Source organism: Pseudomonas putida (genome assembly GCF_050989985.1).
Lineage (GTDB): Bacteria > Pseudomonadota > Gammaproteobacteria > Pseudomonadales > Pseudomonadaceae > Aquipseudomonas > Aquipseudomonas putida_AI.
In genome coordinates, this window is sequence record NZ_CP158815.1 from 3,493,580 (window position 1) to 3,519,134 (window position 25,555).

Annotated in this window: 19 protein-coding genes; 4 read left to right on the plus strand and 15 right to left on the minus strand. The window is 62.1% G+C overall.

Translation table 11 applies throughout. The features are described from left to right. Positions 1 to 43: 43 nt before the first annotated feature. A complete protein-coding gene (locus ABTV29_RS16180) occupies positions 44 to 1,231 on the minus strand; it encodes a YbfB/YjiJ family MFS transporter (protein WP_433765397.1) in 1,188 nt (395 codons plus the stop codon). 137 nt (positions 1,232 to 1,368) lie between these two features. On the opposite strand from ABTV29_RS16180, the gene ABTV29_RS16185 reads away from it, so the two are divergent. Together ABTV29_RS16185 and yddG are read left to right on the plus strand one after the other, a co-directional pair. Further along, positions 1,369 to 1,956 (plus strand): TetR/AcrR family transcriptional regulator, encoded by a 588-nt coding sequence (locus tag ABTV29_RS16185; protein ID WP_433765399.1) that lies wholly within the window; start codon positions 1,369 to 1,371, stop codon positions 1,954 to 1,956. A gap of 82 nt (positions 1,957 to 2,038) precedes the next feature. Beyond that, positions 2,039 to 2,932: an aromatic amino acid DMT transporter YddG gene (gene yddG, locus ABTV29_RS16190; RefSeq protein ID WP_433765401.1), complete on the plus strand. Its 894-nt coding sequence runs from the start codon at positions 2,039 to 2,041 to the stop codon at positions 2,930 to 2,932. Between the two features lie 73 nt (positions 2,933 to 3,005). On the opposite strand, the gene ABTV29_RS16195 is transcribed toward yddG, so the two are convergent. Both ABTV29_RS16195 and ABTV29_RS16200 read right to left on the minus strand, forming a co-directional pair. Next, complete coding sequence (locus ABTV29_RS16195; RefSeq protein ID WP_433765403.1) at positions 3,006 to 4,325, minus strand: hypothetical protein; 1,320 nt, start codon at positions 4,323 to 4,325, stop codon at positions 3,006 to 3,008. A gap of 271 nt (positions 4,326 to 4,596) precedes the next feature. Continuing rightward, positions 4,597 to 6,276, minus strand: a complete 1,680-nt coding sequence (locus ABTV29_RS16200) for a diguanylate cyclase (RefSeq protein ID WP_433765405.1) — start codon at positions 6,274 to 6,276, stop codon at positions 4,597 to 4,599. Positions 6,277 to 6,568: 292 nt separating this feature from the next. On the opposite strand from ABTV29_RS16200, the gene ABTV29_RS16205 reads away from it, so the two are divergent. After that, entirely contained in the window at positions 6,569 to 7,888 is a 1,320-nt protein-coding gene (locus ABTV29_RS16205) for an OprD family porin (protein ID WP_433765407.1), read from the plus strand. A gap of 42 nt (positions 7,889 to 7,930) precedes the next feature. On the opposite strand, the gene ABTV29_RS16210 is transcribed toward ABTV29_RS16205, so the two are convergent. The 8 genes from ABTV29_RS16210 to ABTV29_RS16245 all read right to left on the minus strand — a co-directional run bounded on the left by ABTV29_RS16210 (position 7,931) and on the right by ABTV29_RS16245 (position 19,737). After that, positions 7,931 to 8,146 (minus strand): hypothetical protein, encoded by a 216-nt coding sequence (locus ABTV29_RS16210; RefSeq protein ID WP_110962759.1) that lies wholly within the window; start codon positions 8,144 to 8,146, stop codon positions 7,931 to 7,933. 257 nt (positions 8,147 to 8,403) lie between these two features. Continuing rightward, positions 8,404 to 10,047, minus strand: a complete 1,644-nt coding sequence (locus tag ABTV29_RS16215) for a fatty acid--CoA ligase (protein ID WP_433765409.1) — start codon at positions 10,045 to 10,047, stop codon at positions 8,404 to 8,406. 19 nt (positions 10,048 to 10,066) lie between these two features. Beyond that, positions 10,067 to 11,845 (minus strand): acyl-CoA dehydrogenase C-terminal domain-containing protein, encoded by a 1,779-nt coding sequence (locus ABTV29_RS16220; protein ID WP_433765410.1) that lies wholly within the window; start codon positions 11,843 to 11,845, stop codon positions 10,067 to 10,069. A gap of 7 nt (positions 11,846 to 11,852) precedes the next feature. After that, positions 11,853 to 14,372 (minus strand): efflux RND transporter permease subunit, encoded by a 2,520-nt coding sequence (locus ABTV29_RS16225; protein WP_433765411.1) that lies wholly within the window; start codon positions 14,370 to 14,372, stop codon positions 11,853 to 11,855. 16 nt (positions 14,373 to 14,388) lie between these two features. Next, entirely contained in the window at positions 14,389 to 15,492 is a 1,104-nt protein-coding gene (locus ABTV29_RS16230) for a WD40/YVTN/BNR-like repeat-containing protein (protein ID WP_433765412.1), read from the minus strand. Between the two features lie 151 nt (positions 15,493 to 15,643). Beyond that, positions 15,644 to 17,002 (minus strand): DUF1329 domain-containing protein, encoded by a 1,359-nt coding sequence (locus ABTV29_RS16235; RefSeq protein WP_433765413.1) that lies wholly within the window; start codon positions 17,000 to 17,002, stop codon positions 15,644 to 15,646. A gap of 41 nt (positions 17,003 to 17,043) precedes the next feature. Next, on the minus strand, positions 17,044 to 19,047 hold the full coding sequence (locus ABTV29_RS16240; protein WP_433765414.1) for a DUF1302 domain-containing protein: 2,004 nt from the start codon (positions 19,045 to 19,047) through the stop codon (positions 17,044 to 17,046). A 123-nt stretch (positions 19,048 to 19,170) separates the two neighbouring features. Next, positions 19,171 to 19,737, minus strand: coding sequence for an RBBP9/YdeN family alpha/beta hydrolase (locus ABTV29_RS16245; RefSeq protein ID WP_433765415.1), 567 nt, complete (start codon positions 19,735 to 19,737; stop codon positions 19,171 to 19,173). A gap of 354 nt (positions 19,738 to 20,091) precedes the next feature. Between ABTV29_RS16245 and ABTV29_RS16250 the strand changes: the two genes are divergently transcribed. Then, complete coding sequence (locus ABTV29_RS16250; RefSeq protein ID WP_433765416.1) at positions 20,092 to 21,123, plus strand: AraC family transcriptional regulator; 1,032 nt, start codon at positions 20,092 to 20,094, stop codon at positions 21,121 to 21,123. Positions 21,124 to 22,234: 1,111 nt separating this feature from the next. Here ABTV29_RS16250 and ABTV29_RS16255 read toward each other — a convergent pair. From ABTV29_RS16255 to ABTV29_RS16270, 4 genes are read right to left on the minus strand one after another with little or no spacing between them, the layout of a single operon-like run. Continuing rightward, on the minus strand, positions 22,235 to 23,245 hold the full coding sequence (locus ABTV29_RS16255) for a YeiH family protein (protein ID WP_433765417.1): 1,011 nt from the start codon (positions 23,243 to 23,245) through the stop codon (positions 22,235 to 22,237). Then, positions 23,242 to 23,568 carry a Rieske (2Fe-2S) protein gene (locus tag ABTV29_RS16260; protein ID WP_433765418.1) on the minus strand — a complete coding sequence of 109 codons (327 nt, stop codon included), beginning with the start codon at positions 23,566 to 23,568 and terminating at the stop codon, positions 23,242 to 23,244. The genes ABTV29_RS16255 and ABTV29_RS16260 overlap by 4 nt, the downstream gene beginning before the upstream one ends. Next, on the minus strand, positions 23,565 to 24,227 hold the full coding sequence (locus ABTV29_RS16265; protein ID WP_433765419.1) for a DsbA family oxidoreductase: 663 nt from the start codon (positions 24,225 to 24,227) through the stop codon (positions 23,565 to 23,567). The genes ABTV29_RS16260 and ABTV29_RS16265 overlap by 4 nt, the downstream gene beginning before the upstream one ends. Further along, entirely contained in the window at positions 24,224 to 25,543 is a 1,320-nt protein-coding gene (locus ABTV29_RS16270) for an MFS transporter (protein ID WP_433765421.1), read from the minus strand. Before ABTV29_RS16270 ends, ABTV29_RS16265 begins: the two co-directional genes overlap by 4 nt. Between the last annotated feature and the right edge of the window lie 12 nt (positions 25,544 to 25,555).

The window sequence follows — 25,555 nt, forward strand, 5'->3', positions numbered from 1 at the left end:
AAAACGTCGAGGGAACAACGTCGAGGGAACAACGTCGCGACAATCAGCCCATTGCTTCACGACGCCCGAAAGCCCGCATCGCCAGCCACAAGGCCTCGCTCAACAGCGCCAGAACAGCCGCCGCGCCACCAATGCAGAACAGCAGCACGTGGTTGCCATGGGTGCTGGCAAACAACCACGAGTAGGCGTAACCGGCCAGTGCCTGGAACAAGGCAAAAATGATGGTGGCGCGGCTCCAGACAGCCCCTTGGGCGACCGGATCCCTGGCCAGTTGCTGCACCCGTGCGAGAGTGATGGGCACAATGCCCGGTGGAAAGCTGCCAATGACGAAGATGGCCGGCACCAGCAATATCGTTTGGGTCGATAGCGCCAGAACACTGATGGCGAGCACCTGGCCAATCATCGCCACGCGATTGGTGGCCGCCGGGCCGATACGGTCGACCAATGCACCGTAGGCCACCGGCCCCGCGATGGCTCCGAGGCCATACACGACCCAAAGGTTGGCGGCGGAATGGGTGCCCCACTGCAGCCCCCTGGCCACGTAATCGACCAGAAACAGCATCGCCGGAACCAAAATCACGGCGGTCAAGGCGTAATGCACATAGACCAGCCCCAGCCCCGCAGAAGCAGTACTGGTTTCAGACACCTTTGCTGCGGCAGGCGCAACGGCTTGCGGCCAGCCCGTCCAACTGATCGCGGTAAGCAGCAGCGCAATCAGCCCCAGGCCGATCCAGGTCTCGCGCAACCCCAGCTCCAGCAGCAGCGGAACCACTGTGCCCGAGGCGGCGATCCCCAATCCCAGGCCGAGGAAAATCGCACCGCTGGCCAGCCCCTTGCGCGCCCCCGGCAGATACGGCAACACCGTGCCGGCGGCCAGCACCATGATCACGCCCCCGGCCAGGCCGGAGACAAAACGCCAGGTGAAAAACCACAGGATCGACAACGGCAGCGCGCAGGCAAAGAACGCAAGCGCGACCAGCAGCATCATCCATTGCAGGCTGCGTTTTGCCGTGAACATCCGTGCCAGCGGGCGGCCGCAGAAGGCGCCGGCAAGGTAACCGACCAGATTCGCTGCGCCCAGGTAAATCACTTCGTTGGCGGCGAACCAGTGAGCTTCGATCAACGCCGGGACCAGCGGCGTATAGGCAAAACGCGCCAGGCCTATGCCAACCAGGCTGGCGCAGAGTCCGGCAAGGACTGCATGTAACGGGTGGGGTTGTGTACTGCGCATGGGTACTCCTTCGGTGTTCCGGCATCGAGGTGCAAGGTGCGCCCGTCATCTTTGACAGGCCTGTCATGTTTGGCAGTGTTGACATGTTTGACAGGCATGTCAAGATCTCCTCACAACCTTCACACAGGACGATCGACATGGCGGGAGTACGTCAATTCAACGAAGAACAGACCCTGGACCTGGCCATGGAGCTGTTCTGGCGCCAGGGCTTCGGGGCGACGTCGATGCCGCAACTGGCGGAGGCCACCGGAGTGCTGCGCGGTTCGCTATACAACGCCTACGGTGACAAACAGGCGCTGTTCCTCGAGGTGTTTGCCCGCTACCAGGCGCGTTTCCTGGCCGCCGCGCGCGAAGCCTTGGACGAGCCGCATCTGGACCGCGCACTGAAGGCCTTTTTCGCCTACACCATCGATTCCATGACCCAGGGCACCCCACCAAGAGGTTGCCTGACCACCAAGACCGCCATCGACGAAGCCGCCAACAGCGAGCCGATTCGCCAGGCCTTGCGCGGTTTGCTCGATGGCCTGGAGGCCTTGCTCGTGGAACGGTTTACCACCGAAGACGCACAGCAGCGCCTGGCCCTGGACCCCGTCGCCGCAGCACGACTGGTGGTTAGCCAGACGCGGGGGATTGTCGTGATCGAACGGCTTTACCAGGACCCGCAACGGCTGCAGGAGATTGCCGATTCACTGGTTGCCATTCTGTTGCAGCCGCAGGTGCAGTGATTCGGGCCCGGCAACCCGGCGAATGTTCGCTTGGGCCTGGGCAATTCCCGTAGACTCCCCACCCTTTTGGCGTGAGGGAAAGATGCGGATCACAGGTGAACGTGCCGCCACGGCGTGTGGTTTGGTGGCAATCCTTTTGTGGAGTACCGCTGCGGGGCTGATCAGGAGCGTCAGCGAAATCTTCGGCCCTTTGGGCGGTGCCGCACTGATCTATTCATTGGGCGCGATCATGCTGCTGGCCTTGCTGGGAAGACCGCGCCTGCGCTCGACGCCCAGGATCTATCTGGTCCTGGGCACCGCACTCTTCGTGGCTTACGAGGTGTGCCTGTCGCTGGCCCTGGGTTACGCCAGCAATCGCAACCAGGCCATCGAACTGGGCGTGGTCAATTACCTCTGGCCCTGCCTGACCGTGTTGTTGGCGATCATTATGAACGGGCAAAAGGCGCGCTGGATCATCGTTCCAGGCACGGCCCTGGCGCTGTTCGGCATCTTGTGGGTGGTCAGCGGCGACGGGTTATCGCTGCCCGGCATCGTCGCCAACGTGGCCTCCAACCCCCTGAGTTACAGCCTTGCCCTGGCCTGTGCGATCACCTTCGCGCTGTACTGCAATGTCACTCGCCGCTACGCCGGCGGGCAAAGCCTGGTGGTGCTGTTTTTCATCCTCACCGCCTGCGTCATCTGGTTGAAGCAGGCCCTCAGCAGCGAAGTGCTTCCCGCGTTTACCCTGGGTGCCAGCCTGCAACTGGTGGCCGCCGGTGTCGCCATGGCGGGCGGCTATGCGCTATGGAACATCGGCATTTTGCGCGGCAACCTCACCCTGCTGGCTACCGCGTCCTACTCGGCCCCCGTGCTGTCTTCAGCCTTTGCCGCGCTCTGGCTGGGGGCTCAATTGACGGCGCAATTCTGGCAGGGCGCGGTGCTGGTGACCGTCGGATCGCTCATCTGCTGGCAGGCGACTCGGCACCAGAGTTCCTGAAATCAAGCCTTCTGTCCCTCCCGACATCAAGGGCGATGCTGTCCTTCAAGCCATCGCCCTTGCGCCAGTGCTCTCAACGCCCGAGCGGAGCAGCCGGTTGCCTTGTGCCCAGGCCACCGGCGGCGGGTGATTGTTGCTGGACCGCGCACTGGGGATCTTGCTCAAAGCACGCTGTCGCCGCTTCACCGCCCTGAGGTTCGCAGGCCGGACCACAGATCGCGTCCTGTTCCGCACCGGAAGCGCAATCCAGCGTCGCGCAGCGCTCGATAACCGTGCCATCACCGCAGAAACACCGCACCAGATTCGGCCCGCCCGCAGGGACCTCCTGATAACTCAAGGTTTTCGCGTCGGTCGCGCCAAAGGTCAAATACCAGGGCTCACGCAGCGGTCCGCCCGTCTTGGTCGGCGGGACAAACAACAGGTATTGCTTGCTCACCACGTCGTAGCGCCGGACCTCCCCGGTGTTGGTGATGGGCACGAACAGTTTCTTTTCCGGCCCGAACAACAACGCCTGGGCGAAAACGCGGTCCTTGCCCGGTTCATAGAGATTGATCTTGTCGACGAATTTGCCGGTCTGATCGTAAATGCGGATCGAGTCCGTATCGTTGGAGTTGGCCCTGAAGCTGGTGACGTACAGACGCCCGTCGGGGCCAAAAACCAACCCCTCTGGCCGATTCAACTGCCCCAATCCGCCCTTGTCGGAGATAAAGGCCCCGAGGAATTTGCCGTCAGCTGCAAAACGCATGACTTGCCCGCCCAAACCGTCAGTCTTCAGGCTCTGCACCGAAACGTAGATCAGCCCGTCAGGGCCGAACACAATGCCCCGAGGATGAAACTCACCGTGTGACGACGCACTGCGAAAGGCGGCCAGAAATGTGCCGGTCGAGTTGTAGGTCAAGAGCTTTCCCGGCGAGTTTCCTCGACTGGACACGCTGCTGCCGACATAAAGCACCGGTGCCGGGAACGTCTCGCGGACGATGCCAAAGGGTGCGAACGGGGCATTTTTGTCCGTCGAAGCAACCCAGGCCCCCAGAAAGGCGCCCGTGTCTAGGTTATAGCGCAGGACAGAACCGGCATCCCTGGTATCGACATTCTCGTTCGCGACAACCAATTGCTTGCCGTCCACGAACATGCCCCGGGGGCCGGACAGCCCGCCGCTTTTTGCACGCACAAATGCATCAGGGTTATTTGTTGGATCGAGGTCGCTATCGAGGAAAGCCCCCGATACGGCATCGAATCGCTTGACGGTCTTGTCGGCGGCATCGCCTATATACAGAACGTCGGCGCTGTATGCGCTGCGGATACCGAATGCTCCGGCCAGTGCCAACAACGAACAGAGCACCAGCAATAGAGCGTTGATCATTGAACATGTGTTCACGCGAGCGGCATGCATATTGGCATCGATCCTTGTCAGGTTGATGGTCGAGGACGTCCAAAAGCACAGGCCCGACTCGCGTTGGCGACATCAGCATCAGACGGCCAGCTTCAGACGGCCGGCGACTGCGCTCGAATGCCCACCGGACGTGTCGCGTAAGTAAAGTTCTGCCCCTTGATATGTCAAAACGAAATCACCCCCGGGAGACAGGTGGTCAACCCCTGTTTCGAGGGCGATACAGCTGAATCGGTTGAACGGATTGCCGCGTTGACACAACGCATTCAGGCGCTCATTCAGAGAGCTGACTGTCATCGCTGACCACCTGATTCCGGCCATTCTGCTTGGCCGCGTACAAGCGGCGGTCGGCCTTGGCCACCAGCGCTTCAAGGTCAACGACCTGATCGGCCCCCAGCTCCGCCACGCCGATCGACACCGTCAGCCGAACCTCCCTTGAAGGTGCGGTCGCCAGCATCATCACCGGATCCGGCAGGCACACCGACTGTTCGATCCCGCTGCGCAGCTTCTCGGCAATCCGGCTGGCATCGTGCAGGGTGGTCGCTGGCAGCATCACGCAAAATTCTTCACCACCGAAGCGCGCCACCAGGTCATGAGGGCGGACCAGTGCGCGGCACAGGGTCGCCAGATGTTTGAGCACTTCATCGCCCGTGGAGTGCCCCCAATTGTCATTGATGTCCTTGAACCGGTCGATGTCGATCAACAGCAGGGCTATGGGTTGCTTGCCCTGAAGACGCCTGACCAAACCCTTGAAATCCGCTTGCAGGCGACGTCGGTTGGCCAGCTGCGTTAGCGCATCCACCAGCCCCAGCTCTCTGAGTCGGGCGTTCAACAGCATCTGGTTGAGCAGCAAGTGATCGACGACGTACAGCGTCATGACCAGCAATGCGCCAAGCGATAACCAGACGAAGATGAATATCGAACTGAACTGCGCGATCACCGACCAACGCAGCTCGTTGATCGGCACCTTGTTGAGCAACAGCAACCCGGAATCGTGCAGGACCCGATAGAAAAACACGCTGTCGCCGCCGCGCAGCACACCTTTACCGGTCTGGAGCATGGCCGGCATGGATAAACCGGCCACCGTCTCGGGCAGGGTCTTGAGCCAGTTGCCTTCCTGGTTGCTGAAGGTTTCCTGATTGGAGGCAATCAACGAGCCATGGGGGTCGAGCAGCACATGCAATTCTTCGGGCGGTGTCCCGGCATACAGGTAATCCTGCAGTCTTTGCTGCAATACCTCGAAAACGATGGCGCCCCGTGGCACGCCATTGAAAAGCACCGGCGTGGTGAGCAACAGGCGAGCACCGAGGAAAACCTGCCGGGCCTCAATGGCCACGAAGGCAACATCGGTCGCGTTGGTGCTATCCGCGCGGGGATGCAAGAGTCGCGAGGCGGCAAACGCCTTCAGCACGGCCGGCAGTTTTTCATCGGGAATCCGTGGATAAGCGACCACCAGCCCGGTGGTCGACACATACAGCACATGCTCGATGTAGCGCTTTGCCTCATATTGCGCCGGAAACATCTGGCTCAACGCGCGGGACAGGATCAGGTCCTGGCGTAACGTCCGGGTGTCGCGAAACAGACCGGGAATCGCCGCCAGTTGCTCATCGCCGATGGCACGCACCGGGGCATCGACGGGCGATACAGACACTCCCCAAACCGGGTTCCCGCGTGCTTGCAATGCCTGTTGCAGAGCGGGATCAAGTTCTGCATCACCTGGCGCCTCCTGCTCGTCCTGCAACAGGCGTTCGGCGACGTTGCGCAACAGGCGCAACTGGTTCTTGCCGTTATCGATGGTCATGTCGACGGCAATCGCGTGCAACTGCAGGCGGTGTTCGCGCTGATCGACCTGACGCTCGAAACCCAGGAAATACTGCCGGGCGGCCAGGACCAATGTCACCGCGAACACCACCGCAAAAAACACGAACACGGTCTGCCGCGGGCGCATATTCATACGCGCCTTAAGGGAACGAAGTCTTGAACCTGAACGATATGGTGCCGGCATAGATAGTTCCCGTCAGGACTATCGAAAAAGTGTAGTTCGGCGCCGGAACTGTAGGAGCGAGCCTGCTCGCGATGAACCCGAGATCGCCACGGGGTGTCAGGCCGCCGGCGTAATCGTTGGCGACCATCGCGAGCAAGCTCGCTCCTACAGACTCGGCACATTCATACAATCGCTCTGTTCCAGATAGCCAGGACAATACCCGCTCCGCCATGTACCTGGCTGGCACTGGAATATCTCGCTCATGCCAATTGATCCGCGAGCCACTTACTGGCTGCTTCTACTCATCCCGGCCGCCACCGGGACAACCCTGGCCGACGAACCTGAAGCGCAAGGCTTCATGGAAGGCTCGGCACTCAACGTGCTGAACCGCAACTTCTTCCTGCAAAGTGACTACCGATCCCCTTCCCCTGCGAACAAGAACTACAAACAGGAATGGGCGCAGGGTTTCATCGCTTCGTTTACCTCCGGCTTTACGCCTGGCACCGTTGGCTTCGGTGTCGACGCCCACGGTTTTCTCGGGTTGAAACTCGATGGCGGCAAGGGGCATTCAGGTACCGGTTTGCTGCCGCTGGACTCCCAGGGGCGCAGTGACAGCAACTACTCCAGCGCCGGTGGCGCGTTGAAACTACGTACATCGAAAACCACCCTGGCCTACGGTGAAATGACCGTGGAAACCCCGGTGTTCGACACCGCCGACAAACGCCTGCAACCGGAATACGCCACGGGCTTTCTGCTCGACAGCCGTGAGCTTGACGATGTGCATGTGCAGGCCGGGCATTTCACCGCCTTCAAGAACCAGGACGCCTCGACCGGCAAAGGTGACTTCACCGGCTACGGGGCGAGCACCGACAACGGCGGCATCAGCTTCCTCGGCGCCCAGTTGTTCGAAGACCGGCCAGTGGGCGGTGCGCTGTACGCGTCGCAGCTGAGCGAAACCTGGCGCCAGTACTACGCCAACCTGCATCTGACGCAATCCGGGTTCTTTCTCGACGGCAATGTCTACCACACCCGGGATTACGGCGACGCGGCGGCCGGGGCGATTGATAACACCGCTTATAGCCTGTCGGGCAAATACAAGGTCGGGGCCCAGGGCTTCACCCTGGCTTATCAGAAAATCCACGGTGACACGCCGTTCGACTTTGTCGGTGGCGATTCGATCTACCTTGCCAACTCAATCAAATACGCCGACTTCAACGGCCCCGGCGAACGCTCGTGGCAGGCCCGCTACGACCTCGACCTGGGCGCCTTCGGTTTCCCCGGTTTGACGTTCATGAGCCGTTATGTGACCGGGCGCGGCATTGACGGCACCCATGCGCCGCAAGGGGGAGCGTACAACCCGTTCGATCCGGATACCGGCCAGTTCGTGCCGCAACAGGGGGATGGCGGACGCCATTGGGAGCGGGACATCGATCTGCACTACGTCGTGCAATCGGGCCTGGCCAAGGATTTGTCTGTGAAGTTGTCCCATGTGACCCATCGGGCCAACAGCGCCCAGGCCGGGGATGATATCGACCGGATTTACATCGTGATCGAGTACCCGCTGAATTTCGGGCACCTCTGAATCATCCGTGACCTGAGTCTGTGGGGGAATGCGGTGGAGCGGTCAGGCGAGTTTGATGACGCCGCCCTGGATCTCGTCTCGCGCCATGCGCAAGTCGATGGCGTCCTGGTTGAGGCGATGAATCAGGTTGAGCAGCCTTTGACGCAAAACCTCGTCCTTGAGCTGCTCGCTGGCCCGCATCACGTCCAGCGCCGCCGCTTCATTGTTGCTGGCGACGGAGTCAAGCAGTTTGCGCAAGCTTCTCGATGGCCGATTCATCGTTAGTCCCTTCTGATTTGTTGGTGCGGATGATACGGGCGCTTTGTTTCGTCAATGTTTCAGCCCATTCCCACTGTTTCATTGGTTCACCACAAACCCCATGACCGACACAAATCCCTGTGGGAGCGAGCTTGCTCGCGATGGCGGTGTGTCAGTCAATATCAATGTTGAATGTTAAGCAGCCATCGCGAGCAAGCTCGCTCCCACAGGTTTATTGGTCGACAACAAGAGCTGTGAACGACACGCTCCCACAAGGGTCAGCCCGACTCAGTCTCGCGAATCAGCTTCTTGTTGATCTTGCCAACGCTGGTCTTGGGGATTTCGGTGACGAACTTGAACTGCTTGGGGATCGCCCATTTGTTGATGCGCCCGCCGTCGACGAAGGCTTGCAGGTGCGCTTCCAGCACTTTGCGGTCCAGGTATTGCCCCGCCTCGCACACCACCATGGCCATCGGGCGTTCGCCCCATTGCTCATCGGCAATGCCCACCACCGCGACCGACATCACCGCCGGGTGTTCGCTGATCAGGCTTTCCAGCTCCAGGGAGCTGATCCACTCGCCGCCGGTCTTGATCACGTCCTTGATCCGGTCCTTGATCTCCACGCCGCCCTGCGGGTCGATCGAAGCCATGTCGCCGGTGTGCAGCCAGCCGCCCTCCCAGAGTTCGGCGCCTTTTTCCGCTGATTTCAAATAGCCCTGGGTCAGCCACGGCGCGCGCACCACGATTTCGCCCTGGGACTCTCCGTCATGGGCGACGTCATTGCCATTGGCGTCGATGATTTTCAGGTCGACCAGCGGGATTGGCGTGCCGGTCTTGATCCGGTTTGGCAGCTGCTGCGCCATCGGTTTTGCCAGTTCTTCATCGCGCAGATAGGTCAGGCATAACAGCGGGCAGGTTTCCGACATGCCGTAACCGGCGTGCATCAGCATGCCTCTGGCGCTGGCTTCAGTGGCGAGGCCCAAAGGCAATGCGCTGCCGCCGATGAGGATTTTCCAGCCGTCGAAGCGGCCCTTGGAACCCTCCTCGCAGTTCAGGATCATTTGCAAAATGGTCGGCACGCAATGGGAGAAGCTGACCTTTTCCTCGCGGAACAGGCGCACCAGGCTGTTGGGTTCGTAACGGCCGGGATAAACCTGCTTGAGCCCCATCAAGGTCGCCACATAAGGCACGCCCCAGGCATGCACGTGGAACATCGGGGTGATCGGCATGTAGACGTCGTCGGAGCGCAGCAGCGGCTGGCCCTGATAAACCCCCAGGGTGCCGACGGCGTTGAGGGTGTGCAGCACCAGTTGCCGGTGGCTGAAGTACACCCCTTTCGGGTCGCCCGTGGTGCCGGTGGTGTAGAACAGCGTCGCCACCGAGTTCTCGTCGAAATCGGGGAAGTCGTACTGGTCCGAGGCCTGGGCCAACAGTTGCTCGTACTCCCCAATGACCGGCAGCGAGGTATCGGCGGCGCCGTTGTCGCTAAGCTGGAGGAAGCCCTTGACGGTGGTGAGTCGATCCTTGATCTGCTCGACCAGCGGCAGGAAGTCGTCATGTACCAGCACCAGGTCGTCCTCGGCGTGGTTCATGGTGAACAGCACCTGCTCCGGCGACAGGCGAATGTTCACCGTGTGCAGCACCGCGCCGATCATCGGCACGGCGAAGAAGCATTCCAGGTAGCGATGGCTGTCCCAGTCGAGCAAGGCCACGGTGTCACCGGCCTTGACCCCGGCGGCAGTCAGCGCGTTGGCCAGGCGGCGGATGCGCTGGTTGAGCGTCTGGTAGCTGTAGCGCATTTTGTCGGCGTAGACGATTTCCCTGCCCGGCTCATAGCGCACGCCGGAGAGCAGCAATTGCTTGATCAGCAAGGGATAGGCATAAGCGCCTTCGGCGGGCGGAATTATTTTTGTCGCCATCATTGTTTGGGTCCTTGTTCTATCAGAACTGATCGGCTTGCAAGGCAAAGAGGCAATCGCTGCCTGCCTTGACCGAAGCGCTCAACGAATGGATACGCGGCAGCAGTCGGGCAAAGAAGAAGCGCGCGGTGGCCAGTTTGCTGGTGTAGAAATCGTCCGTGGAATCCGCGCCCAGTGCCGCCTTGGCCATCTGCGCCCACATGTAGGCGTACGCGGTGTAGCCGAACACGTGCAGGTACTCGACCGAGGCCGCGCCGATTTCATTCGGGTTATGTTGGGCGCGGTCGAGCAGCCAGGCGGTCAGCTCGTCGAGCACGTCCACGGCGGCGTTCAGCGGCTTGGTGAACTCGCCCAGGTCGGCGCCGGCATTGGCGCTGAAGTTGCGAATTTCCGAAGCGAACAGTCGGTAAAGCGCCCCGCCGCTGCCGACGATCTTGCGCCCGGCCAGGTCCAGGGACTGGATGCCATTGGTGCCTTCGTAGATCTGGGTGATGCGCACATCACGCACCAGTTGCTCCTGGCCCCACTCGCGAATATAGCCGTGGCCACCGAAGACCATCTGCCCGTGCAAAGTGGTTTCCAGGCCCATGTCGGTCAGGAAGGCCTTGGCCACCGGGGTCAGCAGCGCCACCAGTTCCTGGGCACGATTGCGAGTCACTTCGTCTTCGCCGTACTTGGCGGTGTCCAGTTGCAGCGCAACGTAGCTGGAGAACGCTCGCCCGCCCTCGTTCAAGGCTTTCATGGTCAGCAGCATGCGCCGCACATCCGGGTGCACGATGATCGGGTCGGCAGCCTTGTCCTTGTTTTGCGCGCCGGTTGGCGCACGGCTCTGGATGCGGTCCCGGGCATACGCCAGGGCGTTCTGGTAAGAGCGCTCGCCCTGGGCCAGGCCCTGGATACCCACGCCCAGGCGCTCGTAGTTCATCATGGTGAACATCGCCGCCAGGCCTTTGTTCGGCGCGTCGACGATCCAGCCGGTGGCGCCGTCGAAGTTCATCACGCAGGTGGCGGAAGCCTTGATGCCCATCTTGTGTTCGATGGAGCCGCAGGACAGCGAATTGCGCTCGCCCAGCGAACCGTCGGCATTGACCAGCACCTTGGGCACCAGGAACAGCGAGATGCCCTTGGGCCCCGCCGGTGCATCCGGCAGGCGCGCCAGCACCAGGTGGATGATGTTCTCGGTCAGGTCCTGCTCGCCACCGGTGATGAAAATCTTGCTGCCAGTGACCTTGTAGCTGCCGTCGGCCTGTGGCTCGGCGCGGGTGCGAATCATGCCCAGGTCGGTGCCGGCGTGGGCTTCGGTCAGGCACATGGAACCGGTCCAGGTGCCGGCGTACATGTTCGGCAGGTACGCGGCCTTCAGCTCTTCGCTGGCGTGGGCATTGATCGACAGGCAGGCGCCCGCCGTCAGCATCGGGTACAGGCCGAACGACAGGCTGGCCGCGTTGACCATTTCCTCGACCTGCGCGGAGATGGCCTTGGGCATGCCCATGCCGCCGAAGCGCGGGTCGCCGCCGACACCGACCCAGCCGCCGTCGGCAAAGGCCTGATAAGCCTCGGCAAAACCCTCCGGTGCGTTGACCGTGTCTTTGCTCCAGGTGCAGCCCTGTTCGTCGCTTGGGCGGTTCAACGGCGCGATCACTTCGCTGGTGATCTTGCCGGCCTCTTCGAGGATCGCGGCCGCGGTTTCTTCATCGATCACCTCGGCCAGGCCGGGCATGCTCGCCCACAGCCGGGATACCTGAAAAACCTCGTTGAGTACGAAGCGCATGTCGCGCAGGGGTGCTTTGTAGTCAGACATTGTTGGCTTACTCGGAAGTGGTCAGGGCATGAGGTACGCCCGGACGTTCAGTGGTTTCAATGTGTTCGGCGGTTGCCGCAGTGCCGGGTGCAGGCACCCGTTCGCGCAGCAGGAAATACGACAGGGCCGGGATCAGGATCAGCGCGCCGAGCATGTTCCACAGGAACATGAAGGTCAGCAGGATGCCCATGTCGGCCTGGAACTTGATCGGCGACCAGACCCAGCACACCACGCCGGCCGCGAGGGTGATGCCCACCAGCCCGACCACTCGGCCGGTGAACGACACGGCGTTGCGATAGGCCTGGGACAGCGGCAGCCCCTGGCGCTGGAAGTGCAATTGCACGCTGAGCAGGTACAGGGCGTAGTCGACCCCGATCCCCACGCCGAGGGCGATCACCGGCAAGGTCGCGACCTTCACGCCGATGCCCATGGCCACCATCAGCGCCTCGCACAGGATCGAGGTCAGCACCAGCGGCAACAGCGCCACCAGCGTGGCCCGCCAGCTGCGGAAGGTGATCAGGCAGAACAGGGTCACCGCCGCATACACGTACAGCAGCATGGTGTGATTGGCTTCGCGCACCACGATGTTGGTCGCGGCCTCGATCCCGGCGCTGCCGGCGGCAAGCAGGAACTGCCGATCAGGGGTGCTGTTTTCCCGGGCAAACTTGTCGGCAATCGCCACCACCGCGTCGAGGGTTTCGGCCTTGTGATCCTTGAGGAAGGTAATCACCGGCATCAGCGAGCAATCGGTGTTGAACAGCTCCGGCGAGTTCACCGAGGCCTGCTGCGCGGCGTAGTTCAGCACGTCCTGGTTGCGCTGGATGCTGTTGAGCTTGGGGTTGCCTTCATAGGTGCCCGCAGTGATCTGCCGTACGGCGTTGACCAGCGAGGCCGTGGCCTGCACACCCGGATACTGTTGCAGCTCCCAGGCCAGGCGATCGGCCAGGATCAGGGTCTTGTAGTTCAGGCAGCCTTCCGGCGCAGTCTTGATCATCACCGCGAACAGGTCACTGGACAGCGCGTAGTGGCTGGTGATGTAGGCGTTGTCGCGGTTGTAGCGCGAGTCGGCACGCAGCTCCGGCGCCCCGCTTTCCAGATCGCCGATCTTCAGTTGCTGGCTGACCATGAAGCCGCCGGCGCCCATCAGCGTCGCCACCAGCACCGCTGCGGTCGCCCACCGGGTGCCGGTGAAGCGGTCGAGCAGGTCCCAGAGTTTGCCGAAGCCTTTACTCTTTTCCGCGCGGGTATCGATTTTCAGCGCCCGCTCGGCAGCCTTGGCACCGACGCCGATATAGGACAGCGCCACCGGCATCAACAGCAGCGAGGTGAAGATGAGGACCGCGACACCGATGCTGGCGGTGATCGCCAGGTCCTGGATCACCGGGATGTCGATCAGCATCAGCACCGCGAAGCCCACGGCATCGGCCAGCAGTGCGGTGACCCCGGCAATGAACAGGCGGCGGAAGGTATAGCGCGCGGCGATCAATTTGTGGGTGCCACGGGCGATGTCCTGCATGATGCCGTTCATCTTCTGCGCCGCGTGGGACACGCCGATGGCGAAGATCAGGAAAGGCACCAGTACCGAATACGGATCGATGGCATACCCCAGCCACGCGACGATGCCCAGTTGCCAGACCACCGCGATCAGCGAACAGCCGACCACCAGCAGTGTGCTGCGCACGCAACGGGTGTAGGCATAGATGATGACCAGCGAGGTGACTACGGCCAGGCCGAAGAACATCATCACCTGGATCAGGCCGTCGATCAGGTCGCCCATCAGCTTGGCGAAACCGATGACCCGCACCTTGTACTGGCCCTTGCCCTCCTCCCCGGCCTTGCGCGCCGAAGCGTCACCGGCGAACTCGATCTTGTCGCGCAACTGCTCTTCGAGCACCTGCGAAAAGGCGTGGTAGTTGATGGGCTGGCCACCGGCGGCGGCTTTATCCAGCAGCGGCACCACCAGCATGCTCGACTTGAAGTCGCTGGCCACCAGGCTGCCCACCAGGCCGGCGCGGGAAATGTTCTGGCGCAACTGCTCGATCTGCTCAGGCTTGCCCGAATAGGTGTCGGGCATGACCGGGCCGCCCTGGAAGCCGTCCTCGGTGACTTCGGTCCAGCGTACACCCGGGCTCCACAGCGACTTCATCCAGGCGCGGTCGACGCCTTCGGTGAGGAACAGCTGGTCGTTGACTTGCTTGAGGACGTCCAGATAGCCGGGATCGAAAATATCACCCTGGGTGTTCTCGACCACCACCCGCACCGAGTTGCCCAGGCCACGCAGCGAGGCGCGGTTTTCCAGGAAGTTCTGGATGTAGGGCTGGCTCTGCGGAATCATCTTTTCGAAGCTGGGGCGCAGTTCCAGACGCGTGATCGCCATATAGCCCAGCAGCACCGTGGTCAGCGCCATCAGCAGCATGAACAGCGGGCGGAAGTTGAACACCAGGCGTTCGAGGCGGTTGCCGGAGCGCTGGTCGAAATCACGCAGGTCGCGGATCACCGGCATGGCGTCTTGTTTGATATTGCCCATGTCTGGGTTCTCGCTCTTAGGGTTCGATGGCGGCTGATTTGGCGGGCTCGGCGGCCAGCGTTCGGGCGCCACGGCTGCCCGCCAGCACCAGCTTGCCGTCGACGGACTGGGTGGCGCCGGCGACCGGGGTCGGGGCCGGTTGCCTTACCAGATGCAATTGCGCGCCCGTCCCCTGGCTGACCAGCATCTGCCCGCCCTGGGTGAACAGGCGGTAGTTGCCACTGGCGTCGATCAGGCCGGCGGTGATGCTCACGTGCAGGCCGCTGTCGAGGGCGGTCCAGTTCTGGCCGCCGTCGGTGCTGCGCAGCACATTGCCGCGCAGGCCGTAGACCAGCACTTCGCCGGGCTTGCCGAGTACTCCGAAGAAGCTGCCCTGATAAGGCGTCGGTACGGCATTGAAACGTCGGGCGCTGCCATCCCATTTGAGCAACAGGCCCTGCTCGCCGGCGATGTACAGAGCGTCGCCGGTGGAAGCGATGGCGTTGAGGTGAAAACCCTGCGGGTTATCGGTGCGGTCCTGGAACGGGGTCCAGGTCTGGCCGCCGTCGTCGGTGCGCAGGATCAGGTTGAACACGCCGACCACATAGCCGGTTTTTTCATTGGCGAACCAGACATCCAGCAGCGGTTTATCCGCGCCTTGATCGGTTAAACGTTGGCCTTCCGTGGCCAACTGGGGCCATTGCTCGTTGTTTGGCTCGGCACTAGCCAAAGCCGAGTAATGCTTGACCAGCAAGCTGCCGATCTGGCGACCGTCGAGTTGCTTTTGCCAGGTCGCACCGGCATCGCTGCTGTGCAGCACCACGCCGTCATTGCCCACCGCCCAGCCCTGGGTCGCGGTCGGGAAATTCACGGCGGTGAGGTCGGCACTGACCGGCACGGAGGCCTGCTGCCAGTGCTGGCCGTTATCATCGGAAAACAGAATGTGGCCGCGCTGGCCGACGGTAATCACGCGCCCGCCGGCACGGGTCATGCCGGACAACGGGCTGTTGATGGACAAGGCACTGACCGTGGCGGGCAGGTCCAGTACATCGACGTAATCGGCCGCAAGGCTGACGCCCTGCAACAGGCTGAACACGACACCACAGGCCAGCTGCAAATAATTATTTTTATACGAACACATACCGCGTCCTCTTCGGAAAACCACTCGGTTCCACCACTTTTATGTGGGCGCGAGCTTGCTCGCGATGGACCTGAGGACGACGCGGGCATCCAGAAAGCACGCGTAATCGTTAACGTCCATCGCGAGCATGCTCGCTCCTACAGTCCGGGGTTTAGCGAATGCCGGCACCGGCAAGGGATTCCGAAGACCACTGGGCCTTGGAGAGCGGATCGATGTACTTGATGCCGCCGTAAGGGCCGACCACACCGTTGATGTTGTACGAGCCGCCGACCAGGTCATAGATCATGAACGGGGTCGAATCCGGCACCTGCTTGTCGTAGCTCTGGCTCAGGAAGGCGAAGGAACCACGGTACAGCTGGCCGCGAGCGTCATACTGGTCCGAAGCCAGAGCTGTCCAGCTGTCTTCGTCGAGGTAGAAGCGACGCTTGGCGTAGATGTGACGGGCGCCGGCCTTGAGCGTGCCTTCGACGACCCAGACGCGGTGTTTTTCCCAGCGCACGAAGTCCGGTGACAGGTGGTTGGCGGTGGTCAGCAACTTCGGATCCTGAACGTAGGTCAGCTTGTAGGTGTTGTAGGGCACGATCATTTCTTGCTTGCCCACCAGCTTCCAGTCGTAGCGGTCCAGCGCACCGTTGAACACGAACACGTCGTCATAGGTGCCCGCGCCCGCGGTACCCGGGTTAGGCGTGTCGTAGGCCAGGTTCGGTGCCAGTTTCACCCGACGCTGACCAGGCAGGTATTGCCAGGCGCGACGCGGTTGCTGCAGCGGGTTGGCGGCGTCCTTGAGCATCACCGCTTCACCGGCGCGGCGCGCAGGGCCGGTGTAGGCCAGTTTCATCTGGTAGTAGACGTCGGCGCTGCTGATTGGCTGCGTGAGGTTCTCGTAGATCGGGTAGGAAATGAACGCCTGCCCGGTAATCGCCAGGCTCGGCACGCCGGCGGAGTCGACGTTCCACGAGTCGTACTTGGAGCTGATGCTGACCCCCTGGTAACGCAGCAGGAAGTTCCACATCGCTTCGTTGCCCGATTGTGGAATCGGGAACGGCACGCCCGGCAGCACGTTGTCGATGGCCAGGCCATCTTCCAGGGACTTGGCGCCGCTGGCGTTCTTCACGCCGTTATCGAGAATCGCCTGGGGCAGCGAAACGGTGCGGTGAGTCGGGTAGACGTCGACACGGAAAGTCGGGAAGCGCTTGGCGAGTTCCACCGTGGTGGCGGTGAGCATGCCCTTGTACTTGTCAACGTTCTTGCCGTCGATCACCACCAGCGGCTTTTCACTGGCAAAGGGGTCCGGTCGCATGCTGTCGCCGGACTTGAAGCTGGCCGGCGGCGTGGTCAAGCCACCGTTGTAGGCCGGAATGGAGCCATCGGCGTTGCCGGCTTTTTCGGCGCCCACCAGGGTCAGGCTGGTGCCCAGCTTTGCGGCGTCCTGGGGAGAAACGGCGGCCTGTGCCTGGGCGGCGAGGATGAGGGCCAGAGACGCAGCCAATACGGTTTGAGCAAATTTCATCTTGATATTCTCCTGCTTGCGTTGAGCAAATCAGTGGTGAATCAAAAAGTGGTTTTCATCGTCAGGTACAGGGCGCCGCGATCCTCAGTCGTGGCACCGCCACCGGAGAAGGACGAGTAGCCGCCGGCGTAGCAGGCATAGTTTTCGTTGCCGCTGAAGGCGTTCGGGGTGGAGCCGTCACCGCCGGTCGGGCCGGTGCTTACACCGCTGACGTTGCATTTGTCGGCCTTGCCGAAGGAGTCCACGTACTTCAGGTCGACGAAGTATTTGTTGTAAACAACGGCTCCCAGGCCAACGGCGTAGTTGCCGGTGTCCTTGGCACCGCCACCGGAGACCGGGGACACGCCATCGAGGCCGACGTTGACCGACATCGGTGCGTTGAGATCGATACCGGGGAACACCTGGTACCAGGTGGGTGTGAAGTTGATCGCCAGGCCCCAGTTGTCACGGGTCGGCGCGTCGATGCCGCGGTAGGAATCCTTGCCCTTGTAGAGCGCCTCATTCTTGCTGTCGAGCTTGAGCAGGTTGCTGTAGTACAGCTCGGCGAGCAGGTTCGCCTGATCGAAAACCGGGGTTTTCGGCAGGGTGATCAGGCCGTTGATCGTCCAGTGCAGCGTGTCGCCGGTGGCGGCCATGCTGTCGCCCTTGTGCGGGGTGTCATACACCACGCCGGTCGCCGCGGTACGCGCCGGCAACAGGCCCAGGCCCTGGCCCAGACCCAGCGGGCTGTTGGTGCTGACGATCGCCGGAATACTGGCCAACGGCATGTTGTGGCGAACGTTCAGGTCCGACCCCACGCTCACACCGCCCACGTCCTTGGACAGGCTCAGGCCGAAGATCTTGATGTTGTCGGCATAGGCCATCTGGTAGGTGGCGGTGCTCAGCGAGTTGAGCGTGTTGACCACCGCCGGCACCTGGCCTGCCGGGCGGGTGCCGTTGGCGTTGGCCGAGCTGATGCCCCGGGCGTCCAGCCACGCCTGCGGCAGGATCTCCGAGGTTTCGCGGTAGTAAACGCCGAGGGTGCCGTCCAGCCAGGCTGGCGACCATTTGGCCATGATGCCCCAGTCGCCGCTCTTGTCCGGCGTCAGGTCATGGCCGCGACGGACGTTGGTCAACGCATTGCACGGCGCCAGGCCGCAGCCCAGAGGACTGCCAGGCACGACAGCATTAGTGTTACCCAGCAGGAACGACTGCGCGCCGAAACCGACCAGGTCGGAGCCGCCATAGTAGGTGCCGGCTTCGGGTAGCCGAGCGGCGTCCCAGTCGAGAAAGTACTGGGCCCCCAGGGTCAACTCGGGGTTGACGGTGAACGACATCGACAACTGGTTGCGCGGAACAAACAGCTCCTTGGCTTCGGTGCCCGGCGATGCTGCCAGCTTGGCCAGATCGAGGCCGGACTGGCCGTAGCTCATCGAATGCACCGGGTTGAGGATGGTCTCGCCCCAGAACACGTTGTGCTGGCCGGCCTTGACGCTGAGCATCGACTCCTCGCCCACTTCGGTGCTGTAGAACACGAAGGCATCGAGGATTTCCCCCGAAGGGCCGGTGTAGTAACGCTGGGCGTAGTTGCTCAGGTGCGGGCTGCCGTTGCCGACGTTGTCACGGGTGACGGGTGCCAGGCGCGGGTCGTTGGCTACCAGGCCGGAAGTCGAGCCATTGCCGTTGACGAACGGGTTGGAATTGGAACCGGTGTTCTCGTAGGCCTTGTCGTACCAGCTGGCGGCGCTGACGCGAAAGCCCATGGCGTTCTGGTAGACCACGTCCATTTCGGTCAACAGGTCGATACGGTTGGTGATGTTGGTACCGGACTTGCGGAAGTTGTAATCGCCGTCGTTGTTGTTCGGCGTTCCCAACATGCGCTTGTCGGCACTTTCAGTGCGCACGCCATAGTTGTACTTGATGGTGTTGTCCACACGCATGGTCCAGTCCGGATTCCCCGTATCGATCTCTACCCCATGGGCAGCCGGCACAATGGCGGCCAGGATGGCCGATGCCAGCAAGCTGTAGCGTGGAGCGGTGAAGCCGTGACTCTTTGTGTTGTGCATTGCGTTGTCTCCGCCTTTTTCTATTTGTTTTTAGCGCAGCCGCCCTCTCGCAAACCTCTTCGGGCCTGCGTTTTCAGGAATGAGGGCAAATGCCGGTTGCGTGTTGCCGGACCGGCTCCTGTATTAGCGATCCAGCTCCAGGATGAGTGCCTCGGCTTGCTGCCATGGGCCAAATCCTGCGGCCGGATTGAGATGGCCGACATCGCCCAGATCGAGCAATTCGGCGCCCCAGTTCTGCGCCATGCGGGACACGGCGGAAAAACTGGCAAGGTGATCGTTGGTGCTGCCGGCCACGATGCTGGGGAACGGCAACGGACCTTGGGGAAGAGGATTCCAGCCCTGGGCTTTCAGGGTTTCGGACGAGGGATAGTTTGCCGGCCAGACGGCATCGAGATCCGGCGGCGCGGCCAGCAAGGCGCCCTTGATCGGGTGGCTGTAGTGCGCCGCCCAATGGGCGACCATCAACACGCCGGCGCTATGGGCAACGAGAATCACCGGCCCGTCGATCTGCTCCAGTTCGTGCTGGATCGCACGCACGCGGGCCATGCAGTCGAGTTTGTCGGTTTCCAGCGGCGGCACACTGCGTACTTTGCACAGCCTTGCTTCAAGCAGCGTTTGCCAATGTTCGGCAACGTGCTCACGCAGGCCCGGTACGATCAGAACGGTTGCGGCAGTTTGCAGTTTGTCCACGTCAACACCTTCGCTATCTCGGTGATTCGGCTGACTCTGTGGTCAGCGCTTTCTTGTAGGTGTGACATTAAAGAGCACCCACCCCGGGCGCTTTTCATTGGACGTCAGGCACTTTTCTTTTGATGACAAATGGGTACTGGCCATCGCTGTGCTACCGTTGGTCATGAAAACCCACGGATGCCTTGCAGACCGCTGTAATCAATGGGTGCGTGTCGGTCGAGGCGTCAGGGAGCGGTGATGTGCGGCCTCTGGGAACGACCGTTGCAGAGCAACTCGCAACTGTTCAACCGATGATGTGCTGGCTATAGTCGCCACGCTCGTTACCACCGCAACCGGCCCAGGAAAGACCTTCGCATGACCAAGCTTGTACGCGCCGCTGTCTTGACCAACTACCTGGAGGTCACCCAGTACCTGTCGTTCAACCCGCGCGATGTATTGGCCAGCGCAGGCCTGAGCAGGACCCAGCTGCAAGCGCCTGAACAGCGCATTTCCATCGATGCCGCCGTGCGTTTGCTGGAAGACACGGCCGCCGCCACCGGCTGCCAGAACTTCGGCCTGAGCATGGCCGAGTCGCGCCAGCTTTCGGACTTCGGCGTGGTCAGCCTGCTGCTCAGCCACCAGCGCACGCTGCGCGAGGCGTTGCAGGTGGTGGTCAATTACCGGCACCTGATGAACGACTCGCTGGCGATCTTCATCGAAGAGGCCGGCAAGATGGTGATCATTCGCGAAGAGGTGGTGACCGAATCGCCGATGCCCAGCCGCCAGGCGACGGAGCTGGCCCTGGGTGTGATGTTCCGCCTGTGCTCGGCCCTCCTCGGCTCTCACTGGCACCCCTACAGCGTCAACTTCACCCACCAGGCCCCCGAGAACCTGCACCTGCACCGGCGCCTGTTCGGCTGCACCCTGGAGTTTGGCAGCGAGTTCAACGGCATCGTCTGCTCCGACGCCAGCCTCGACATGACCAACCCCAACGCCGACCCGGCCATGGCGCGCTATGCCCAGAGCTATCTCGACTCACTGCAGAACAACGAAGGCGCCTCGATGCTGTTCGAGGTACGCAAGGCCATCTACCTGCTGCTGCCCATGGGCCGCGCCACCATCGAGCAGGTCGCCCAGAGCCAGGGCATGAACGTGCGCACCCTGCAACGTCGCCTCAAGGACGATGGCTGCGCCTTCAACGACGTGATCAACGATGTGCGCCGCGACCTGGTGCTGCGTTACCTGGACAACCCGAACTACGCCCTCAGCCGCATCGCCGACATGCTCGGCTACTCCATGGCCAGCTCATTCACCCGCTGGTTCATCAGCCAGTTCGGCATGCCCCCGGCTGCGTGGCGCGCTTCGCACAAACAGCCCAAGGGTTCCTCTGCTCCGCCTGAGTCCTGAAGCCTGTCCGATGCTCTTTCTATTGGGGGCATACCCATTGCTGCGGTAACGGCCGCCTATGGTTCCGCCTGACGGCGGGTTACTTTGAAAAGCGCAAAGTAACCAAACGCTCTATCCCCTGACGTACGGCCCTTCGCTTGGGCTCAGGGTTCCTTCGCTCCGGCATCCATCCGAGGGCATCGCCTCCGGTTTGCTTCGCTGCACCTCCTCTCGATGTGTGCGGCTGCGCCGCACGGCGCTGCGCGCCTGCCCCCGGATAAATGCCTCCACTCAGCCTTCCGACGGGGCAGATCAAGATCAAAAGCTTTCAGGCGAGCTAACGCTCGGCCTGATTTGACGCGGTCCCGTGTAGGAGCTGCCGTAGGCTGCGATCTTTTGATCTTGCTTTTGAAAATCAAAAGATCGCAGCCTCGTTGCACTCGACAGCTCCTACAGGTCTCCAGGTGGGCACATGCCTGTGGGAGCTGGCTTGCCCGCGAAGGCGGCCTGACAGCCGACCAGTCTCTTCCAGATTTACCTCCCCCCCCTGTGGGAGCGAGCCTGCTCGCGATGGTCGTCAACGATAACGCTGGCAGCCTGACACCCCGAGGCGTTCTGTCGTCCATCGCGAGCAGGCTCGCTCCTACACGGGCCCAGCGCAATCAGGCCGGCCGGTCGGCCGCCTCGCTTTTGATTTTGACCTGCCCCGTCGGAAGGCCGAGTGGAGGTGTTCATCCGGGGGGAAGGCGCGCAGCGCCGTGCGGCGAAGCCGCACACATCGAGAGGAGGTGCAGCGAAGCAAACCGGAGGCGATGCCCCCGGATGAATACCGGAGCGAGGGAATGCCGAGCCTAGGCGAGGCACCGTACGTCAGGGGATAAAGCGCTTTGGTTACTTTCGCGCTTTTCGAAAGTGACCCGCCGTAAGGGCGGAACCATAAGCGGCCGTTACCGCAGCAATGGATATGCACACAGTCAAAAACCACCAAGCAACATAAACCGCAGGCAAAAAAAACGGCAACTGCTGGTACAGTCGCCGCGAAAAGCCGGTGTTTCTGGCACCGGCCGTCAGCCCCATCACGTCAGGAGTCACCGTAATGCGGCCCTGCCACCTGGCATTTGCGATAGCGGCCTCAAGCCCCCCAGTGCAGCAACAACAGCACCAGCACGACCAGGAACACCGTCTCCCCCACCATCAGCAAAATCGGCTTGATGCCCACTGACGCCAGCTCCTTGAGCCGGGTCTTCATCCCCAGGGCACTGATGGAAATCACCAGGCACCAGCGCGACAGATCATTGACCGCGCCCTGCACCGCCGGGACCACCCAGCCGGTGCTGTTGATGCACGCCAGCACCAGAAAGCCCACGGCAAACCAGGGCAGCAACGGCGGCCGCTTGCCCGTCGGGTCGGCACCCTGCATACGGGTGATCATGGCGGCGGTGACGATCACCGGCAGCAACATGGCGACCCGCATCAGCTTGACCACCGTGGCCGTGTCGCCGGTCTCGGTCGACATGCTGTAGCCCGCGCCCACCACCTGGGCCACGTCGTGGATGGTCGCGCCAAGAAACACCCCCGCCAGTTGCGGTGACAGGTGCAACCAGTTGGCGATCATCGGGTACACAATCATCGCCATCGTCGACAGTGCCGAGACGCCAATCACGGTGAACAGGGTCGCACGTTCTTTCTGCGGATGATTCGGCAGCGCCGCCGCCAGCGCCAACGCCGCCGAGGCGCCGCAGATGGCCGTCGCGCCTCCAGTGAGCATGCCGAACAGGCGCTGGAAACCCAGGGCCTTGGCGGCGATCACCGACACGCCGATGGTCACCACCACCAGAATCACCACCAGCGCAATCGGCTTCCAGCCCAACGCGGCCATCTGCTCCAGGGTGATGCGCATGCCCAGCAGCGCCACGCCAATGCGCAGCACCGTACGGGCAGTGAACTCGACACCGGCCTTGCACGGGCCGTCATCGGCGAGAAAATTCAGGGCCATGCCCAGCAACAGGGCGAACAGCATGACCGGCGCACCGTAGTGCTCGGACAAAAAAGACGCGGCGGCGGCCACGATCAGGCTGACGATAAAGCCCGGCGCCAGTTCGCGCGTGCGACTGTGGATACGGGTGAGAGCAATGGCGCTCATGGCGCGGACTCCTCTGAAGCGATGACGATAAACGCCTGGTCGTCGATGATCTCGACCGGGTAGTTGTTGACTTTCACCAGGTTGGAATTGAGCAGGTAACCGCTACGCAGGTCGAAACGCAGACCGTGGGCGCAACACTGGATCACCCTGCCGTCCAGGCGCCCGCCACACAGCGAGGCGCCCTGATGCGGACAGCTGTCGTCGATGACGAACAGCTCGCCGTCGACGTTGAACAACGCCAGGCTCTTGTCTTCGAATTCGAACAGCGCCCGGCCACCGGCCTGCGGATGTTTGCCGGCCGGCACGGGTATGCGCCGGGTCATGCCGGTTCCCGCTCGCGATCACGTTCCTTGAGGGCTTCGTTCATGGCACCGAGCAGCGCCTGGGCGGGCTGGGCGCCAATCACCGTCATGCGGCGGTCGAACTGGAAGCTCGGCACGCCACTGGTCGCGTCGGGCGACCCCTCAAAGGGCGTGGCATCGCCTTTCAGGCAATCGAGCACCCCATCCGTATCGACACCACAGGAGCGGGCGATTGCGAGCAAGGTCTCACGACAACCGAGGTTTTCGCGCCTGAGGAAATACGCGGAGAACAATCGTTCGAGCAACATTTCACGTTGACTGGCATTGCCCGTCTCACTGACTCGTTCGAACAGGCGATGAGCGTCCGCAGTGTTTGGCATCGTCTCGATGCGGCTGAGGTCGATGGTCAGTCCAACTGCCCTGGCAGCCTCCTGTACCTGCGCCTGACGCATGGTCATTGCATCAGCATTGCCCAGGCGCTTGCGGTAGAAATCGGCGAAGGGTTCACCCTGGACCGGTATCTGCGGCAGCAACTGCACGCCATGCCACACCGTGGTGATCTGCACATCCGGGTAACGACTGCGAAACTGCACCTGGGCATGTTCCAGTTGACGCTTGCCGATCAGGCACCAGGGGCAAATGAAATCGAAAAACACATCAATACGTAAACGACGACTCACAACTTCACCTCTAACCCGCCATCGTTGACGGGGTCAGGCACGCTCTGACCCTGAAGACGGGCAATATCTTTGTGGTAGTGACACTTGGCATAAAAGAACACCGCCGCCGCCGCGATGCTGACCAGCGGCACCATCTGGAACGCCGCGTGCAAACCGATCAGGTCGGATACCTTGCCAGTCAGGAACGGACCGGGCGCAAGCCCCAGCATGTTGTTGGCCAGGGTCAGCGTGGCGAACGCCGTGCCGTGGACCGAGTAATGGGTCAGGTTGGCAACCATTGCCCCGGCAGGTCCGGTGGTGCCGGCGGCGATCAGCATGCCCATACAAATCAACAGCAGTTGCACAGGCCCCGCCGGCAAGGCGAAGGCGGCCGACAACAACAGGCAGCTGCCCAGGCAATAGGCGATGGCCAGGGCGACCTTGCGCTCCGGCGAATGCCGGCACAGCCGGTCGCTGAGCATGCCGCACAGGATCATCCCCGCGCCGCTGCACAGCACGATGATCGCGGCGACACCGCCGGCCTTGTCCGTGGCCATGTCGTAATAACGATTGAGGTAGCTGGGCATCCACACGATGACCGTGCCGCCGACGAACAGCTGCAGGCCGCTGCCGATGTAGGTGGCAATCACCGACGGGCTCGACCACAGGGTGCGCAACGGGCGACTGACCGCGGCAGTTGCCTTGTCCATCACGCGTTTGGGCGCGATGCGTGCTTCCTTGACGATGATCGGGTACAGCACCGCCAGCACCAGGCCGAACAACGACATGCCGGCAAACGACCAGCGCCAGCCGAGCTTGGCGGCAATCGCCCCGCCCAACGCCATGCCCAGCACCGAACCGAACATCCCGCCAGCCATGAAGGCACTGGCCAGGGTCGCGCGCATGTGTTTCGGAAACACCGAAATCACCACGGCGATGCCCACGCTGCCATAGGCGGCTTCACCGACGCCGACCATGAACCGGGCAATGAACATCTGCGGGTAGTCCTGGGCCAGCGCACAACCCAGGGTCGCCAGGCTCCAGAGCATGGCCATCAGCGCCAGGCTCTTGACCCGGCCGAAACGGTCGGCCAGCAACGACAGCGGGAAGGTCAGCAGCCCGACCATCAGCGCGACGATGCCGCTGAGCAAGCCAAGCTGGCCGTCGCTCAGGGCCCACTCGCCCTTCAGCAGCGGGAACACGGCGTTGAGCACCTGACGCGACATGTAATCGGAAATCAACAGGCCGAACGTCAGTGCAAAGACGATCCAGGCATACGGACGCGCAACAGCGACGGCACCGTCGTCATCGTCTGCGGCGATTGGGTGAAAGGCCATTGGGCCTCCTCG

What these genes read in the sequence shown, in the direction of transcription:
- ABTV29_RS16270 (WP_433765421.1), bottom strand. Translation starts at nt 25,543, where the DNA reads ATGGCCTTTCACCCAATCGCCGCAGACGATGACGACGGTGCCGTCGCT.
- yddG (WP_433765401.1), top strand. Translation starts at nt 2,039, where the DNA reads ATGCGGATCACAGGTGAACGTGCCGCCACGGCGTGTGGTTTGGTGGCA.
- ABTV29_RS16230 (WP_433765412.1), bottom strand. Translation starts at nt 15,492, where the DNA reads ATGTGTTCGTATAAAAATAATTATTTGCAGCTGGCCTGTGGTGTCGTG.
- ABTV29_RS16180 (WP_433765397.1), bottom strand. Translation starts at nt 1,231, where the DNA reads ATGCGCAGTACACAACCCCACCCGTTACATGCAGTCCTTGCCGGACTC.
- ABTV29_RS16200 (WP_433765405.1), bottom strand. Translation starts at nt 6,276, where the DNA reads ATGAATATGCGCCCGCGGCAGACCGTGTTCGTGTTTTTTGCGGTGGTG.
- ABTV29_RS16185 (WP_433765399.1), top strand. Translation starts at nt 1,369, where the DNA reads ATGGCGGGAGTACGTCAATTCAACGAAGAACAGACCCTGGACCTGGCC.
- ABTV29_RS16225 (WP_433765411.1), bottom strand. Translation starts at nt 14,372, where the DNA reads ATGGGCAATATCAAACAAGACGCCATGCCGGTGATCCGCGACCTGCGT.
- ABTV29_RS16205 (WP_433765407.1), top strand. Translation starts at nt 6,569, where the DNA reads ATGCCAATTGATCCGCGAGCCACTTACTGGCTGCTTCTACTCATCCCG.
- ABTV29_RS16240 (WP_433765414.1), bottom strand. Translation starts at nt 19,047, where the DNA reads ATGCACAACACAAAGAGTCACGGCTTCACCGCTCCACGCTACAGCTTG.
- ABTV29_RS16235 (WP_433765413.1), bottom strand. Translation starts at nt 17,002, where the DNA reads ATGAAATTTGCTCAAACCGTATTGGCTGCGTCTCTGGCCCTCATCCTC.
- ABTV29_RS16250 (WP_433765416.1), top strand. Translation starts at nt 20,092, where the DNA reads ATGACCAAGCTTGTACGCGCCGCTGTCTTGACCAACTACCTGGAGGTC.
- ABTV29_RS16195 (WP_433765403.1), bottom strand. Translation starts at nt 4,325, where the DNA reads ATGCATGCCGCTCGCGTGAACACATGTTCAATGATCAACGCTCTATTG.
- ABTV29_RS16220 (WP_433765410.1), bottom strand. Translation starts at nt 11,845, where the DNA reads ATGTCTGACTACAAAGCACCCCTGCGCGACATGCGCTTCGTACTCAAC.
- ABTV29_RS16255 (WP_433765417.1), bottom strand. Translation starts at nt 23,245, where the DNA reads ATGAGCGCCATTGCTCTCACCCGTATCCACAGTCGCACGCGCGAACTG.
- ABTV29_RS16215 (WP_433765409.1), bottom strand. Translation starts at nt 10,047, where the DNA reads ATGATGGCGACAAAAATAATTCCGCCCGCCGAAGGCGCTTATGCCTAT.
- ABTV29_RS16260 (WP_433765418.1), bottom strand. Translation starts at nt 23,568, where the DNA reads ATGACCCGGCGCATACCCGTGCCGGCCGGCAAACATCCGCAGGCCGGT.
- ABTV29_RS16210 (WP_110962759.1), bottom strand. Translation starts at nt 8,146, where the DNA reads ATGAATCGGCCATCGAGAAGCTTGCGCAAACTGCTTGACTCCGTCGCC.